At 51.5% G+C, this 14,313-nt stretch carries 12 protein-coding genes and 1 pseudogene; 9 read left to right on the top strand and 4 right to left on the bottom strand.

The annotated features are described in order from the left end of the window. Window positions 1-63: 63 nt before the first annotated feature. The 6 genes from phoB to proY all read left to right on the top strand — a co-directional run bounded on the left by phoB (window position 64) and on the right by proY (window position 7,436). A complete protein-coding gene (gene phoB / locus SC127_RS04525; RefSeq protein ID WP_215847472.1) occupies window positions 64-753 on the top strand; it encodes a phosphate response regulator transcription factor PhoB in 690 nt (229 codons plus the stop codon). A gap of 14 nt (window positions 754-767) precedes the next feature. Then, entirely contained in the window at window positions 768-2,081 is a 1,314-nt protein-coding gene (gene phoR, locus SC127_RS04520) for a phosphate regulon sensor histidine kinase PhoR (RefSeq protein ID WP_215847471.1), read from the top strand. An 18-nt stretch (window positions 2,082-2,099) separates the two neighbouring features. Then, complete coding sequence (locus tag SC127_RS04515) at window positions 2,100-3,026, top strand: PstS family phosphate ABC transporter substrate-binding protein (protein WP_332625410.1); 927 nt, start codon at window positions 2,100-2,102, stop codon at window positions 3,024-3,026. 173 nt (window positions 3,027-3,199) lie between these two features. After that, entirely contained in the window at window positions 3,200-4,303 is a 1,104-nt protein-coding gene (locus SC127_RS04510; RefSeq protein ID WP_215847470.1) for a cobalamin-independent methionine synthase II family protein, read from the top strand. A gap of 391 nt (window positions 4,304-4,694) precedes the next feature. Beyond that, window positions 4,695-6,014 carry a branched-chain amino acid transport system II carrier protein gene (brnQ, locus tag SC127_RS04505; protein WP_332625406.1) on the top strand — a complete coding sequence of 440 codons (1,320 nt, stop codon included), beginning with the start codon at window positions 4,695-4,697 and terminating at the stop codon, window positions 6,012-6,014. A 69-nt stretch (window positions 6,015-6,083) separates the two neighbouring features. Next, window positions 6,084-7,436, top strand: coding sequence for a proline-specific permease ProY (gene proY / locus SC127_RS04500; protein WP_243078421.1), 1,353 nt, complete (start codon window positions 6,084-6,086; stop codon window positions 7,434-7,436). Between the two features lie 752 nt (window positions 7,437-8,188). On the opposite strand, the pseudogene SC127_RS04495 reads toward proY, so the two are convergent. The 4 genes and pseudogenes from SC127_RS04495 to SC127_RS04480 form a co-directional block, all read right to left on the bottom strand. Continuing rightward, window positions 8,189-8,542 (bottom strand): annotated as a pseudogene (locus tag SC127_RS04495) (histidine-type phosphatase); the annotation flags it as partial. A gap of 28 nt (window positions 8,543-8,570) precedes the next feature. Further along, window positions 8,571-9,383: an inositol monophosphatase family protein gene (locus SC127_RS04490; protein WP_215847466.1), complete on the bottom strand. Its 813-nt coding sequence runs from the start codon at window positions 9,381-9,383 to the stop codon at window positions 8,571-8,573. Window positions 9,384-9,569: 186 nt separating this feature from the next. Continuing rightward, entirely contained in the window at window positions 9,570-10,820 is a 1,251-nt protein-coding gene (locus SC127_RS04485; RefSeq protein WP_332625404.1) for a mechanosensitive ion channel family protein, read from the bottom strand. Between the two features lie 85 nt (window positions 10,821-10,905). Continuing rightward, window positions 10,906-11,487, bottom strand: a complete 582-nt coding sequence (locus SC127_RS04480) for an ACP phosphodiesterase (protein WP_332625402.1) — start codon at window positions 11,485-11,487, stop codon at window positions 10,906-10,908. A gap of 104 nt (window positions 11,488-11,591) precedes the next feature. Here SC127_RS04480 and queA point away from each other — a divergent pair, with 104 nt between their 5' ends. The 3 genes from queA to yajC all read left to right on the top strand — a co-directional run bounded on the left by queA (window position 11,592) and on the right by yajC (window position 14,311). Continuing rightward, window positions 11,592-12,662, top strand: coding sequence for a tRNA preQ1(34) S-adenosylmethionine ribosyltransferase-isomerase QueA (gene queA, locus SC127_RS04475; RefSeq protein WP_215847463.1), 1,071 nt, complete (start codon window positions 11,592-11,594; stop codon window positions 12,660-12,662). Window positions 12,663-12,830: 168 nt separating this feature from the next. Beyond that, window positions 12,831-13,979, top strand: coding sequence for a tRNA guanosine(34) transglycosylase Tgt (tgt, locus tag SC127_RS04470; RefSeq protein ID WP_215847462.1), 1,149 nt, complete (start codon window positions 12,831-12,833; stop codon window positions 13,977-13,979). After that, entirely contained in the window at window positions 13,979-14,311 is a 333-nt protein-coding gene (gene yajC / locus SC127_RS04465) for a preprotein translocase subunit YajC (protein WP_215847461.1), read from the top strand. The genes tgt and yajC overlap by 1 nt, the downstream gene beginning before the upstream one ends. Window positions 14,312-14,313: the final 2 nt, after the last annotated feature.

Below are 14,313 nucleotides of genomic sequence, written 5' to 3'. Positions count from 1 at the left end.
CAAAACTGACGCATAATGGCGCCGCGAACATCAGTGACAGCCGTCATATCAGCAGGAGTAATAATGGCTAAGCGCATTTTGGTTGTGGAAGACGAAGCCCCAATCCGTGAAATGTTGTGTTTTGTTCTGGAGCAGAACGATTATCAGCCAATCGAGGCGGAAGATTATGACAGCGCGGTCGGTAAACTGATTGAACCCTGGCCCGATTTGATTCTGTTGGACTGGATGTTACCCGGCGGCAGCGGTATTCAGTTTATCAAGCACCTTAAACGCGAAGCGATGACGCGTGATATACCGGTGATGATGCTGACCGCTCGAGGCGAAGAAGAAGACCGCGTGCGCGGTCTGGAAGTGGGCGCGGACGACTACATCACCAAGCCGTTTTCACCGAAAGAGTTAATGGCACGTATTAAAGCGGTGATGCGCCGTATTTCACCGATGGCGGTGGAAGAGGTGATTGAGATTCAGGGCTTGAGTCTGGATCCTTCCTCACATCGCGTAATGTCGGAAAGCACGCCGTTGGAAATGGGCCCGACCGAATATAAATTATTGCACTTCTTTATGACGCACCCGGAACGCGTTTACAGCCGTGAACAGCTGTTGAACCACGTTTGGGGCACCAATGTGTATGTCGAAGATCGTACCGTTGATGTGCATATTCGCCGTTTGCGCAAAGCGCTGGAACTCTCTGGCCACGATCGCATGGTTCAAACCGTTCGCGGAACAGGTTATCGTTTCTCTGCCCGCTACTAAACGGAGCCTTACCCGTGCTGGAACGCCTCTCCTGGAAGAGATTATTGTCGGAACTGGTGCTGGCGTCTTTGCCCGCGCTGATTCTTGGCCTGCTGTTCGGCTACTTGCCGTGGCTACTGCTGCTCAGCGTGTTGGGCGTATTGCTGTGGCATTTCCATAACCTGATGCGTTTATCGCATTGGTTATGGCTGGATCGCACCATGACGCCACCGACCGGGCGCGCCAGCTGGGAACCGTTGTTCTACGGTTTGTATCAAATGCAGCTGCGTAACCGGCGGCGGCGGCGAGAGCTAGGCAATCTGATCAAGCGTTTCCGCAGCGGGGCAGAGTCGCTACCGGACGCCGTTATTCTCACCACCGAAGAGGGCACCATTTTCTGGTGTAACGGCCTGGCGCAGCAGCATCTTGGCTTACGCTGGCCAGAAGATAATGGTCAGAACATCCTGAACCTGCTGCGTTATCCTGAATTCTCCCGCTATATTCGCCAGCGCGATTTTGATAAGCCGCTGACCCAAGTGCTGAATAATCAGCATCACATGGAATTCCGCGTCATGCCCTACAGCGAAGGACAATGGCTGCTAGTGGCGCGTGACGTCACGCAAATGCACCAGTTGGAAGGGGCAAGGCGCAACTTCTTTGCCAATGTCAGCCATGAACTGCGCACGCCGTTAACGGTGCTGCAAGGGTATCTGGAGATGATGAACGATGCGGTGATGAACGAAAAGTCGCGGAGCAAAGCGCTGCACACCATGTCGGAGCAAACGCGCCGCATGGACAGTTTAGTGAAACAGCTTCTGACTTTGTCACGCATTGAAGCCGCACCCGCCATTGATCTAAAAGAGAAAGTCGATGTGCCAATGATGTTAAAGCTGCTGCAACATGAGGCTGAAACGCTGAGCGGCGGGCGGCATGAAATTCATTTCCATACCGATCCCCACTTGAAAGTCTTTGGCAACGATGAACAACTGCGCAGCGCCATTTCCAATCTGGTTTACAACGCCGTTAATCATACGCCGGAAGGCACACGCATTGATATCAGCTGGCTGCGCAGCCGGCAGGGCGCAATCTTTAAAGTCTGCGATAACGGGCCAGGTATCGCGCCAGAACATTTGCCGCGTCTGACCGAGCGTTTTTATCGGGTCGATAAAGCCCGCTCGCGAGCAACAGGCGGCAGCGGCTTGGGCTTAGCTATCGTTAAGCATGCGCTGAGCCACCAAAACGCGCGGCTGGAGATCACCAGTATTCCTCATCAGGAAACCTGCTTTACCTTTACGCTGGCACCGAGGTTGATTGTCAGCATCGGGATGCAGGAGAATGCAGTTCATTAACGGTTAATGGACGTCCTCATGCGTGCGCTTCTTTACTCTCTTCTTTTGTTGCTGCCTGCCATAACGCAGGCACAATCGATTACGCTTTCCGGCAATTTAAGCAGCGTAGGATCGGACACGCTGGGCTACCTGATGACATTGTGGGGCGAGGACTTTAGCCGTCAGGCACCGGGAGTCAATGTGCAGGTGCAGGCGTCCGGTTCTTCCACTGCACCCACCGCCTTAGCCGCGGGTGCTGCTCAACTGGGCGCAATGAGCCGCCCAATGCAGGTAGATGAACGTCAGGCATTTGAAGCGCACTACGGTTATCCGCCACTGGCGGTACCGGTAGCCATGGATGCTTTGGTGGTGGTGGTGAATCAGCGCAATCCGTTGCAGCAGATTGAGCCGCGTCAGCTCGACGCGATTTTCTCTATCACCCGACTGTGCGGCGCAACCGCCACGCCCGTTCGCTGGGGCGATCTCGGACTGCAACAAGCGGATTGGATAAAGCGAAATTTGCAGCGTTACGGCAGAAATTCCGCTTCCGGTACATGGGGATTCTTTAAACAGCAGGCGCTGTGCAATGGCGATTTCCGTAGCGACGTGGCAGAGTTTCCCGGTTCAGCTGCGGTGGTGCAAGCCGTTGCAGGCAACCCGCGAAGCATTGGCTATGCCAGCTTCGGCTTTCATCTCAGCGGTGTAAAAATGTTGTCGGTCGTCAACGCAGAGGGTGACGCGGTAGCGCCGGATGCGAACACCATTCGCAGCGGTCAATATCCGTGGGCGCGCCCGCTTTATCTTTATGTGAACAAAGCGCCGGGTAAACCTTTGCCTCCACTTGTCGCGGCTTTTTTACAACAGGCGCTGTCGCCACAAGGCCAGCGTCGTGTAAGCGAGGCTGGTTATCTTCCCCTTTCAGATAAGCAAATCGCGCAGGCGCGCGCTGCGCTTGAAAATAATTAACCTGATTATCGCTCAACATGAATTTCTTTCACGTTACCTGAAATTTCTTCTATTGCAGATGAAGGGTTCGCATGTCACTCTTTGGTTAGACATATAGCCATCCAGATGGCCAAAAATAACCAAGCGAAATTATTCCCTGCCGCAATTATGTGTCAGGTGAGTCAGAGGTGATCATGCAACAACATACAGCCCCGTTCCGTGCCGATACCGTGGGTAGTTTCCTGCGTCCTGCAGCCATTAAACAGGCGCGTGAGCAGTTTGCTGCAGGCGAAATTGATGCAGTTGAACTGCGCCGTGTAGAAGATGAAGCGATTCGCGATGTTGTGGCTAAGCAGCGCGAAAATGGCCTGAAAGTGGTCACTGACGGCGAGTTTCGTCGTGCATGGTGGCACTTCGACTTTTTCTACGGTTTGGAAGGTGTCGAGCGCTATGAAGCGGATCAAGGCATCCAGTTCAACGGCGTGCAGACCAAAGCGCATGGTGTGAAAGTGGTCGGCAAACTGGGTTTTGCTCATCATCCGATGCTGGAACATTTCCGCTTCCTGCAAAGCGTAGCCGGTGACGCAGTGCCGAAAATGACCATTCCAAGCCCGAGCGTGCTGCACTTCCGCGGTGGCCGTAAAATGATTGATGCCAACGTCTATCCCGATTTAGCGGAATACTTTGACGATCTTGCACAGACTTATAAAGACGCCATCAAAGCCTTTTACGACGCGGGCTGCCGTTTTCTGCAGTTGGATGATACCGTTTGGGCATATCTCTGTTCAGAAGATCAGAAAAGCCAAATCCGTGAGCGCGGTGATGATCCTGAAGAGTTGGCGCGTATTTATGCACGCGTCCTGAACAAAGCGTTGGAAGGTAAACCTGACGATTTAACGATCGGACTGCATGTCTGTCGCGGCAACTTCCGTTCAACCTGGATCTCAGAAGGCGGCTATGAGCCAGTGGCTGAAATCTTATTTGGCTCCGTGAATGTAGATGAATTTTTCCTGGAATATGATAACGAGCGTTCTGGTGGTTTCGAGCCGCTGCGTTTTATCAAGCCTGGCCATCAACAAGTGGTGCTTGGCTTAGTCACCACTAAAAACGGCGAGCTGGAAGATCCAGAACAGGTGAAAGCGCGTCTGTCGGAGGCGGCAAAGTTTGTCAGCCTTGATCAGATCTGCCTCAGCCCGCAATGTGGTTTTGCCTCGACTGAAGAAGGCAACAGCCTGAGCGAAGAGCAGCAGTGGCAGAAGATTCGCCTGGTGGTCGAAATCGCTAATCAAGTGTGGTAAGGCTGTAAAGTTGTGCAGACAGGCGCGTAAAACGCGCCTTTTGTGCATCTAAGAATCGGTTAATGCTGAAACTTCCCACGGCTTGAGGAAAAAATAAGCACATCATCTTATGTGCTTAGGCTAAATATCGAAGCTATTCTCTAGCTTTGCCTTAAATTGCATGATTAACGTCTGGTTTCCCGATCCCGTATTGCCTTTCTCCGCTATAAACGTTTTACTTAGCGCCGTTGTCGATCCATCCCTCCGTGAACAGAATAAAAGCCGCTTAAATCACCTGCGCTTTACCTCACGACGAGCATAATGCGCTGACATTGGCTAGCAAGTCGTTGTTTTGACGCAGCGAGGGGACAACGCAAACTCAACTTCCACCGCAACATCAGTGACAGGCCGTATGACACATCGTTTAACTCCGAAAGACATTCTCGCGCTGGGCTTCATGACATTTGCCCTGTTTGTTGGCGCGGGCAATATTATATTTCCGCCGATGGTTGGTATTCAGTCTGGTGAACATGTCTGGATTGCCGCGCTTGGTTTCCTTATTACCGCTGTAGGTTTGCCGGTGATCACCGTTGTTGCGCTCGCGCGCGTCGGCGGCGGCATTGATGCGCTCAGCTCGCCGATCGGCAAAGTGGCGGGTCTGGTGCTGGCGACCGTGTGCTATCTGGCGGTTGGCCCGCTGTTTGCCACGCCGCGCACCGCAACCGTCTCCTTTGAAATCGGCATTGCGCCGCTGACAGGTGACGGCCCGCTGCCGCTGTTTATCTATAGCCTGATCTATTTTGCCTTAGTGATCGGCGTTTCGCTCTATCCGGGTAAATTGCTGGATACCGTTGGCCATTTCCTCGCACCGCTGAAAATTATAGCGCTGACCTTGCTGGGCCTGGCTGCGCTGCTGTGGCCAGCAGGCGATATCATTCCCGCAACGGTAGATTATCAACGTGCGGCTTTCTCAAGCGGCTTCGTTAATGGTTACTTGACGATGGATACGCTGGGTGCGCTGGTGTTCGGTATTGTTATCGTCAATGCGGCGCGTTCACGTGGCGTAGAAAGCGCTGCCTTACTGACGCGTTACACCATCCTGGCTGGCCTGATTGCCGGTGTTGGCCTGACGCTGGTTTACCTCAGCCTGTTCAAACTGGGTTCAGGAAGCGGTGCGCTGGTTGATCAAAATGCCAACGGTGCGGCTATTCTGCATGCTTATGTCCAGCAGACTTTCGGCGGTATGGGTAGCCTCTTCCTGGCTGTACTGATTTTCGTTGCCTGTATGGTGACAGCCGTTGGCCTGACTTGTGCGTGTGCAGAATTTTTTGCACAACACTTGCCGCTGTCGTATAAAACGCTGGTGTTTGTGCTGGGCCTGTTCTCAATGGTGGTGTCGAATCTTGGTCTTAGCCATTTGATTCAGATTTCGATTCCGGTGCTGACAGCTATTTATCCGCCATGCATCGTGCTGGTCGTGCTGAGCTTCACCCTGAACTGGTGGAACAAAAACAGCCGTATCATCGCGCCGATCATGTTGGTTAGCCTGCTGTTCGGTATTGTTGATGCTATCAAAACCACCGAGTTCAAAGCGCTACTGCCTGCCTTCAGCCAACACTTGCCGCTGGCAGATCAGGGACTTTCCTGGTTGCCACCGTCGTTAGTGATGCTGCTGATTGCGGCGGTGGTCGATCGGGTGAAAGGGCGCGAACAGGTTAGCGTTCACTCGTAACGGTAAACAGTTTTTTCTCTAACCACGGGCTTGCCCGTGGTTTTTTCATTTTCACAGGTACAGGTTGTTATGCAAGAAACCAATAAGCTCAAACGCGGACTGAGCACGCGCCATATCCGTTTTATGGCGCTGGGATCGGCGATTGGAACCGGGCTGTTTTACGGTTCTGCTGATGCTATCAAAATGGCGGGACCGAGCGTTTTGCTCGCTTACATTATCGGTGGCGCAGTGGCTTACATCATCATGCGTGCGCTGGGTGAGATGTCGGTGAACAATCCACAGGCCAGCTCTTTTTCTCGCTATGCCCAAGATTACCTTGGCCCTTTAGCCGGGTATATCACCGGCTGGACCTACTGTTTTGAGATCCTGATCGTCGCTATTGCCGATGTCACCGCTTTCGGTATCTACATGGGCGTCTGGTTTCCCGATGTCCCACACTGGATTTGGGTATTGAGTGTGGTGCTGATTATCGGTGCCGTGAATCTGATGAGCGTTAAGGTGTTTGGCGAAGTCGAGTTTTGGTTCTCTTTTTTCAAAGTCGCCACCATTATCGTGATGATTTTGGCCGGTTTTGGCATGATTATCTGGGGGCTTGGCAACGGCGGACAGCCCACCGGCATTCACAATCTGTGGACCAATGGCGGCTTCTTCGCTCACGGTATTGTTGGCATGTTGCTGTCGCTACAAATGGTGATGTTTGCCTACGGCGGCATTGAAATTATTGGGATTACAGCGGGTGAAGCCAAAGATCCGGCCATTTCAATTCCCCGTGCTATTAACTCTGTTCCCATGCGTATTCTGGTCTTCTACGTCGGTACGCTGTTTGTCATCATGTCGATTTACCCCTGGAATCAGGTCGGCACTTCCGGGAGCCCATTTGTATTAACCTTCCAGCATCTTGGTATTGCAGCAGCGGCTTCAATTTTGAATTTCGTGGTGTTGACCGCGTCGCTGTCAGCGATTAATAGTGATGTCTTTGGCGTGGGACGCATGCTGCATGGCATGGCACAGCAGGGCCATGCACCGAAGATCTTTATGAAAGTCTCTGCACGTGGTATTCCATGGGTCACGGTGGTGGTCATGATGTTTGCCATGCTGATTGCGGTGTACCTTAATTACCTGATGCCCGAAAAAGTCTTCCTGGTGATTGCTTCACTGGCAACGTTTGCCACGGTTTGGGTATGGATCATGATCCTGCTGTCGCAGATCGCTTTCCGTCGCAAAATCGGTAAAGAAGCGGCCAGCAAACTGAATTTTGCGCTACCCGGTGGTAGCTGGACAGCCGGTGTGGGCGTGGCGTTTTTAGTGTTTATTATCGGCCTGATTGGTTATTTCCCGGATACGCGTATCTCGCTGTATGTCGGTATGGTGTGGATCGTTGTACTGCTGCTCGGTTATAAACTGGTGCGTAAGCAGGCTTGATCGCGAGAGAGCCTCTCTTCATGAGGGGCTCTCTTTCTATCTGTTAAATAGCTTAACAGGTGGGTGTCAGTAATTAGGCTGGCAATGAATAAATCCGGTGAAGTGTAAGTTTAGCGGGCGTTAAATCGCTTTTAAAAAATCGAATAATACCCGGCCAACTCATCCGCGAAAACAGATGGATTATTATTAAAACGGATTCAGCAAAGCGTTAAAAAATTTATTGATGTATTTTTTTTATATTTAAATATTATTTATCTTTTAATTTCAATAGTTTGATTAATTTAATTATTGCTGTGTGAATAAATAAAAGCGGCGAAACTATTCGCCGAAACAAAATCAAAAAAATAAAGAGAGTAATTCAAAGGGATGATTGACAGCGCTATCCTAATACAAAAACATAGTGCCGAACAGTCTCTGTAATGAAATGAGAATTGTGCCATTTGCTGATTTTTTAATTATTCATGGTACGTGAACTATTTATTTATTTTACCCTGTTATTTATTAGCATTCAGAACCGAAGTATCGTAATTAATGGGGTATATTTATTTATAATACAGCGCCTTAGAGAATGCCTCTGCGCTGAATTGATAAGGTTAAAGCGTACTGGCCGGCGTTATTCTACAGTTTGTCTGATGCCGTGTCGTTGCGTCGTGTATAACACGTCATTACTGAGGTCGTCTTTGGCTGTGAGAAGCCGCAATAACGGAGTGATTTGCGCCGTGGCCGGGAAAGGCATCCTCAACCAATGATTATGCGATGGCGCGGGTGCGTTGAAGTGGGCTGGCGGGCGCATATGTCTCATCAGGCGTTGGGCGGCCCGTGCTGAGCAGCCCTAAATGACGATAATGTTCGCCTTGCCAGCGTCCTTTATTCACCACCGCGCTATAGTCATGCCCGGATAATTCACCGTCGGCGAAACTCCACGTCGTCCGGGCCGTGGCCGCTTCTGTGTCCTGGCGATTACCCCGCATAGGAGGGCGAACGCCATGACGACTCAGCTTTACCTCTTTTTCTAACTGATACTGTTCCTCTGCGTGTAGCGGGGGAGTCACCCGCCGCCGCGAGCAAAATACCCCTGCTCGCCAGCGGAAAAAGGGGGCAGCCATCTTAGGCGCCTGTGTCTGCTTGGCGTATTTAGTCGAGCAGGGCGCTATTATCGACCAATGCTTTGATTTGCTGATAAATAGCCGCATTGGCTAACAATACTGGATTACCCTTTTTCAGCCCGTCGTTGCGCAAATAATCATTGGTCACACCGCCTGCTTCACGCATTAAAACGATACCTGGCAAGCTATCCCATGGATTCATGTGCGCTTCGTAATAGCCGATTAGCCGTCCTGCAGCCGCCCAGGCACTGGTTAAAGCGCCAGAGCCGATTCGAATAAACATTCCACCCTGAGCGGTTAACCCCGTAATCAGCGAGGTGACGCTTTCTGAGGGAACGCGGCTGGAATTACTTAAACCGAGTAAACCTTCATTTAAATGCTGGGCGTTATGAGCATGAATCCGGGTTTCATTCATCCATGCACCTTGTCCCTGACGGGCATGAAACAGCTCCTGATGATTGGGATCGCACACCACACCGATCACCGCTTCGCCTTCGCATAACACGGCCAGCGAAACGCACCAGTTATGCAGCCCATTAATGAAACAGGCGGTACCATCAATGGGATCAACCACCCAAACATAGGTGGCACCTTGCGTATTACCGCCACTTTCTTCGCCGATCACCGCGTCGTCCGGGTAACGTTCAGCGATCAGCGTTTTGATCAGGTCTTCCACGTTGCGGTCGGCTTCGCTGACGACGTCCTGGAGATCCCTCTTGTGTTCCACCACTAATTTTTGGCGCTGTTGATACCAGGAATAAGCACGGCTGGCAGCCGCACGGGCAATTTCGCAGGCATAACGGTAGCGCGCGTCTGTTTCAGAAGTCGAAGCGGATGACATCTTTCCCTCTTATGATTTTGAGACATATCGAACGGAAGAAACGCCTGAGCAGGCGGTCTGGCTGTGTGATCGACTTAACAAAAGTTAAGAAAGGCTTCATTAAGCCGCAGATAGCCACCGATGGCAAGAAGGGGAGAAGTGCGTCCGCACGCTTTTTACCGCATACGGACTTTTTCGAGAAGGCAATTAAGCGTTAGCTTTACCAATCATACGCATATCATTGCCGGTTGGCGCCTGATGAACGCGCAGACCGAAGGTCGGCAGCACAGCGAAAACATGGTCAAAAATATCTGACTGAATATTTTCATACTCTTGCCAAATCGTGGTGTTGGTAAAAACATAAATTTCCACCGGCAAACCGTCCTGGCCTGGTGCCAGCTGGCGCACCATTAGCGTCATGCCTTTATGAATTTGCGGATGCGTTTTCAACCAGCTTTCAAGCCAGACTCGGAAGGTGCCAACATTCGTCAGACGACGACCATTCAGTGGTGAGGTGAGATCGCAACCTAGCTGTGCGTTATAGGAAATCAATTCCTGCGTTTTACTTTCCAGATAAGGTGACAACAGAAGCGCGCTTTTCAGCGATTGCACATCATCCTGCTCGAGAAAGCGGATGCTGGTGGTATCAATGTGAATGCTGCGCTTGATGCGGCGTCCGCCTGATTCTGACATACCGCGCCAGTTTTTGAACGAATCAGAAATCAACGCGTAGGTTGGAATGGTAACAATGGTGTTATCCCAGTTACGCACTTTCACCGTGGTCAGGCTAATGTCGATAACGGCACCGTCAGCACCATATTTCGGCATCTCCAGCCAGTCATTCAGCTTCAGCATGTTATTCGCAGAGAGCTGGATGCCCGCCACTAATCCCAGAATCGGATCTTTAAACACCAGCATCAGCACCGCGGTCATGGCACCTAAACCCGTGATTAGCACGCCCGGCGATTTGCCTAACAGCAGCGAAATCACCATGATAATCATCAAAATAGCGGCGATAAGCTTCAGAGTTTGAATAATGCCGCGTACGGGAATCTGCTGCGCTAGCGCGCTGTTGCTGCTTAACTGCTGCAAAATATCCAGCAGCGAGAAGAACATCAGCAGCGCAAAAATCATCATCCAGACTTGTGCCACCACAATAATGGCGGTGTAAACCTGCTCGCTGTTATGCAAGAAGAGTTCAGTTTGCAGTTTGAATAACACGCCTTGCATCAGCCAGACAAAACGGCTGAACAGGCGATTATGAATCATGGCTTTTGGCCACTGGCGGCTGCTTTTTTCAGCATGGTTACGTAGCAACGGCATCAGCGTGCGATGAAGGATGACGTGGGTAATAACAGAGATAAGAATAATTGTCGCCAGCACAATTAACAGTGCGACGGTATCGGTGTAATGCTGGAGGCCAGCTTCTTTGAGCCAGCTGATAATATGTTGCTGCATGATTTTCCCTGGTGAAGCGCAAATAAAGTCGCCGCAGAGATTACGGTGCTCAGCCCAGGAACGTTATACGGATTGGTCTCGAATTCTAAAGTTGCCGCTGGTGTGCCAGCGCCATCAGGCGCGGGTAAAACTGAAAGAAAAGTTTTTCTAGCGCCGGATAGTGATCGACAAAATCCTGATAGGAGTGGCGCAGGGCAGCTAAGCGTGGACGCCGGCTCGCCATGCCATGCAGCACGCGTTCAAGCCTTGCGGGCTGCGCATAATGCTCAAACCAGCGTTCACGCCACATTACGGCGTTCAGCGATTTAAACTCATCAGGCGTGGACGCCAGCTGCGGCATAATCTCTTTTTCTGCGATGGCAGAAAATTGCGCCAGCGACAGCGTGGTATGAAACGTGGTCCAGTGACGCGCCAGAAAATGATCCCAAATCACGTCCAGAGTAATTGGCGCAACGCGATAGGTTTCGGGGCGAAACAGCTGACGCGCTTCACGGACTTCTGGCAGCGAATCGGTCATGACGTCTAGACGACGGTGCATAAGAATGCCGTCAGCGACCGGCGTTGGCCAGTGCTGATGCGGGTTTCCGCGAACGAAATCAGCCATCAGATTGCCGAGTAACGAGCTGTCGGCGAGCTGGGCGAGGTGAAGATGAGCAAGAAAGTTCATGGGCGCATTATAGGCTGAACTGCCTTTGCGCAGCCAGTTGTTCAGAATTGGTCGATTTTCCGCTAAACTGTGCCGCCTGTTTTTGCCTGAGAAAGAAGTCTTGCATGCGTGTCGCCGATTTTGCTTTTGAATTGCCCGAATCTCTTATCGCCCATTACCCGCAGGCGCAGCGCAGCGGTTGCCGTTTGCTGTCGCTGGATGGCCAAAGTGGCGCACTAACGCACGGCGTATTTACGGATGTGCTGGATAAGCTCAACCCCGGGGATCTGCTGGTATTCAACAATACCCGCGTGATTCCTGCTCGTGTCTTTGGTCGCAAAGCCAGCGGGGGCAAAATCGAAATGCTGGTAGAGCGCATGCTCGACGACAAGCGCGTGCTGGCACATGTACGCGCCTCAAAAGCGCCTAAACCGGGCGCAGAGTTGCTGCTGGGCGATGACGAAAGCGTAAAAGCCACTATGGTGGCACGCCATGATGCGCTGTTTGAAATCGTCTTTGAAGATGACCGCGCCGTGCTGGACATTCTTAACAGCGTCGGGCATATGCCGCTGCCGCCTTATATCGATCGTCCCGATGAAGAGGCAGACCGTGAACTTTATCAAACGGTTTACAGCGAACGTCCGGGTGCGGTAGCCGCGCCAACCGCCGGTTTGCATTTTGACGAACCGCTGCTTCAGGCGCTGAAAGAGAAGGGCGTTGAAATGGCTTTCGTTACGTTACATGTCGGCGCGGGAACCTTCCAGCCGGTGCGCGTTGAAACCATTGAAGAGCATCATATGCACGCCGAATACGCCGAAGTACCGCAAGAAGTGGTAGATGCGGTGCTGGCGTGTAAAGCGCGCGGCAATAGAGTTGTGGCGGTAGGCACGACTTCAGTGCGTTCGTTGGAGAGTGCGGCGAAAGCCAGCCAGGAGGCATTGATTGCCCCTTTCTTTGACGACACCCAAATTTTTATCTATCCGGGCTACCACTATCAGGTGATCGACGCGTTGATCACCAATTTCCATCTGCCCGAATCGACCCTGATTATGCTGGTTTCGGCATTTGCCGGCTATCAGCACACCATGGCAGCGTATCAAGCTGCTGTGGCTGAGCAATATCGTTTCTTCAGTTATGGCGATGCGATGTTTATCAGCAAAAACCCGCAGGCACCGCAAGAGATCGTCGGCGCCTGATTATATTAGCGATAACCTAAATAATTCGAATTGCCTGAAAGCGGCAAACGCGTTCATCCCAATGAGCTTACTCTGGTCAGTGATTCGGGTGGACAAGAGCAGCTAACGCGCAGGCAGTTTGAAGTATGACGGTTATAAGCATCGGACTGTTTCTCCGATGGAGGCTTTGTGAAATTTGAACTTGATACCACAGACGGGCGCGCGCGCCGTGGCCGTCTGATTTTTGATCGCGGTGTGGTAGAAACCCCGGCGTTTATGCCAGTCGGGACTTACGGCACAGTAAAAGGAATGACGCCGGAAGAAGTGCAAGAAACCGGCGCTCAGATCATTCTGGGCAATACCTTCCATCTCTGGCTGCGTCCGGGTCAGGAGATCATGAAACTACATGGCGATCTGCACGATTTTATGCAGTGGAAAGGCCCAATCCTGACCGATTCCGGCGGGTTCCAGGTCTTTAGCCTTGGCGACATCCGTAAAATCACGGAAGCGGGTGTTCATTTCCGCAATCCGATCAATGGCGATGCAATTTTCCTCGATCCTGAAAAATCGATGGAGATTCAACATGACCTTGGTTCTGATGTCGTGATGATCTTTGATGAATGTACGCCATATCCTGCTGATTGGGACTACGCCAAGCGTTCAATGGAAATGTCTTTGCGCTGGGCAAAACGCAGCCGCGACCGCTTCGACAGCCTGGGTAATAAAAATGCGCTGTTTGGCATTATTCAGGGATCTGTTTACGAAGATTTACGAGATGTCTCGGTGAAAGGTCTGGTAGAGATTGGCTTTGATGGGTACGCTGTGGGCGGCCTGGCGGTGGGTGAGCCTAAAGAGGACATGCACCGTATTCTTGAGCACGTTTGTCCGCAAATTCCGCACGATAAGCCGCGTTATTTGATGGGCGTCGGCAAGCCTGAAGATTTGGTGGAAGGCGTTCGTCGCGGTGTCGATATGTTCGATTGCGTCATGCCAACGCGTAATGCGCGTAATGGTCATCTGTTTGTGACCGACGGCGTGGTAAAAATTCGTAATGCCAAGCACAAAGATGATGTTTCGCCACTGGATGCAGAGTGTGATTGTTACACTTGTCGCAATTACAGCCGTGCGTACTTGCATCATCTCGATCGTTGTAACGAAATACTGGGCGCGCGACTGAATACTATTCACAATCTGCGTTATTACCAGCGCCTGATGGCGGGTTTACGCCAAGCCATCGAAGAGGGTAAATTAGAGCGCTTTGTTAACGAGTTCTACCAACGGACGGGCAAAGAAGTTCCGCCTTTAACGTCTGACAATTCATCAATGAGGGAAATTTAATGAGCTTTTTCATTTCTGACGCCGTGGCCGCAGCAGGCGCACCGTCTCAGGGAAGTCCGTATTCTCTGGTGATCATGCTGGTGGTATTTGGCCTGATTTTCTATTTCATGATCCTGCGTCCTCAGCAGAAACGTGCAAAAGAGCACAAGAAGCTGATGGATTCTATCTCTAAGGGTGATGAAGTACTGACCAGCGGTGGTTTAGTGGGCCGCGTGACGAAAGTATCAGAAACCGGTTACGTTTCTATCGCGTTGAATGAAACGAATGAAGTGGTTGTTAAACGTGATTTCGTGGCTGCCGTCCTGCCGAAAGGTACTATGAAGGCGCTGTAATT

Origin of the sequence: Pantoea sp. T14, from assembly GCF_036663535.1 — a bacterium.
GTDB lineage: Bacteria > Pseudomonadota > Gammaproteobacteria > Enterobacterales > Enterobacteriaceae > Pantoea > Pantoea phytostimulans.
This window is presented reverse-complemented; position numbering and strand designations above follow the sequence as displayed.

Coding starts and splice junctions, on each gene's coding strand:
- phoB (WP_215847472.1), top strand. CDS start 64: ATGGCTAAGCGCATTTTGGTTGTGGAAGACGAAGCCCCAATCCGTGAA.
- SC127_RS04515 (WP_332625410.1), top strand. CDS start 2,100: ATGCGTGCGCTTCTTTACTCTCTTCTTTTGTTGCTGCCTGCCATAACG.
- SC127_RS04510 (WP_215847470.1), top strand. CDS start 3,200: ATGCAACAACATACAGCCCCGTTCCGTGCCGATACCGTGGGTAGTTTC.
- brnQ (WP_332625406.1), top strand. CDS start 4,695: ATGACACATCGTTTAACTCCGAAAGACATTCTCGCGCTGGGCTTCATG.
- proY (WP_243078421.1), top strand. CDS start 6,084: ATGCAAGAAACCAATAAGCTCAAACGCGGACTGAGCACGCGCCATATC.
- SC127_RS04490 (WP_215847466.1), bottom strand. CDS start 9,383: ATGTCATCCGCTTCGACTTCTGAAACAGACGCGCGCTACCGTTATGCC.
- SC127_RS04485 (WP_332625404.1), bottom strand. CDS start 10,820: ATGCAGCAACATATTATCAGCTGGCTCAAAGAAGCTGGCCTCCAGCAT.
- SC127_RS04480 (WP_332625402.1), bottom strand. CDS start 11,487: ATGAACTTTCTTGCTCATCTTCACCTCGCCCAGCTCGCCGACAGCTCG.
- queA (WP_215847463.1), top strand. CDS start 11,592: ATGCGTGTCGCCGATTTTGCTTTTGAATTGCCCGAATCTCTTATCGCC.
- yajC (WP_215847461.1), top strand. CDS start 13,979: ATGAGCTTTTTCATTTCTGACGCCGTGGCCGCAGCAGGCGCACCGTCT.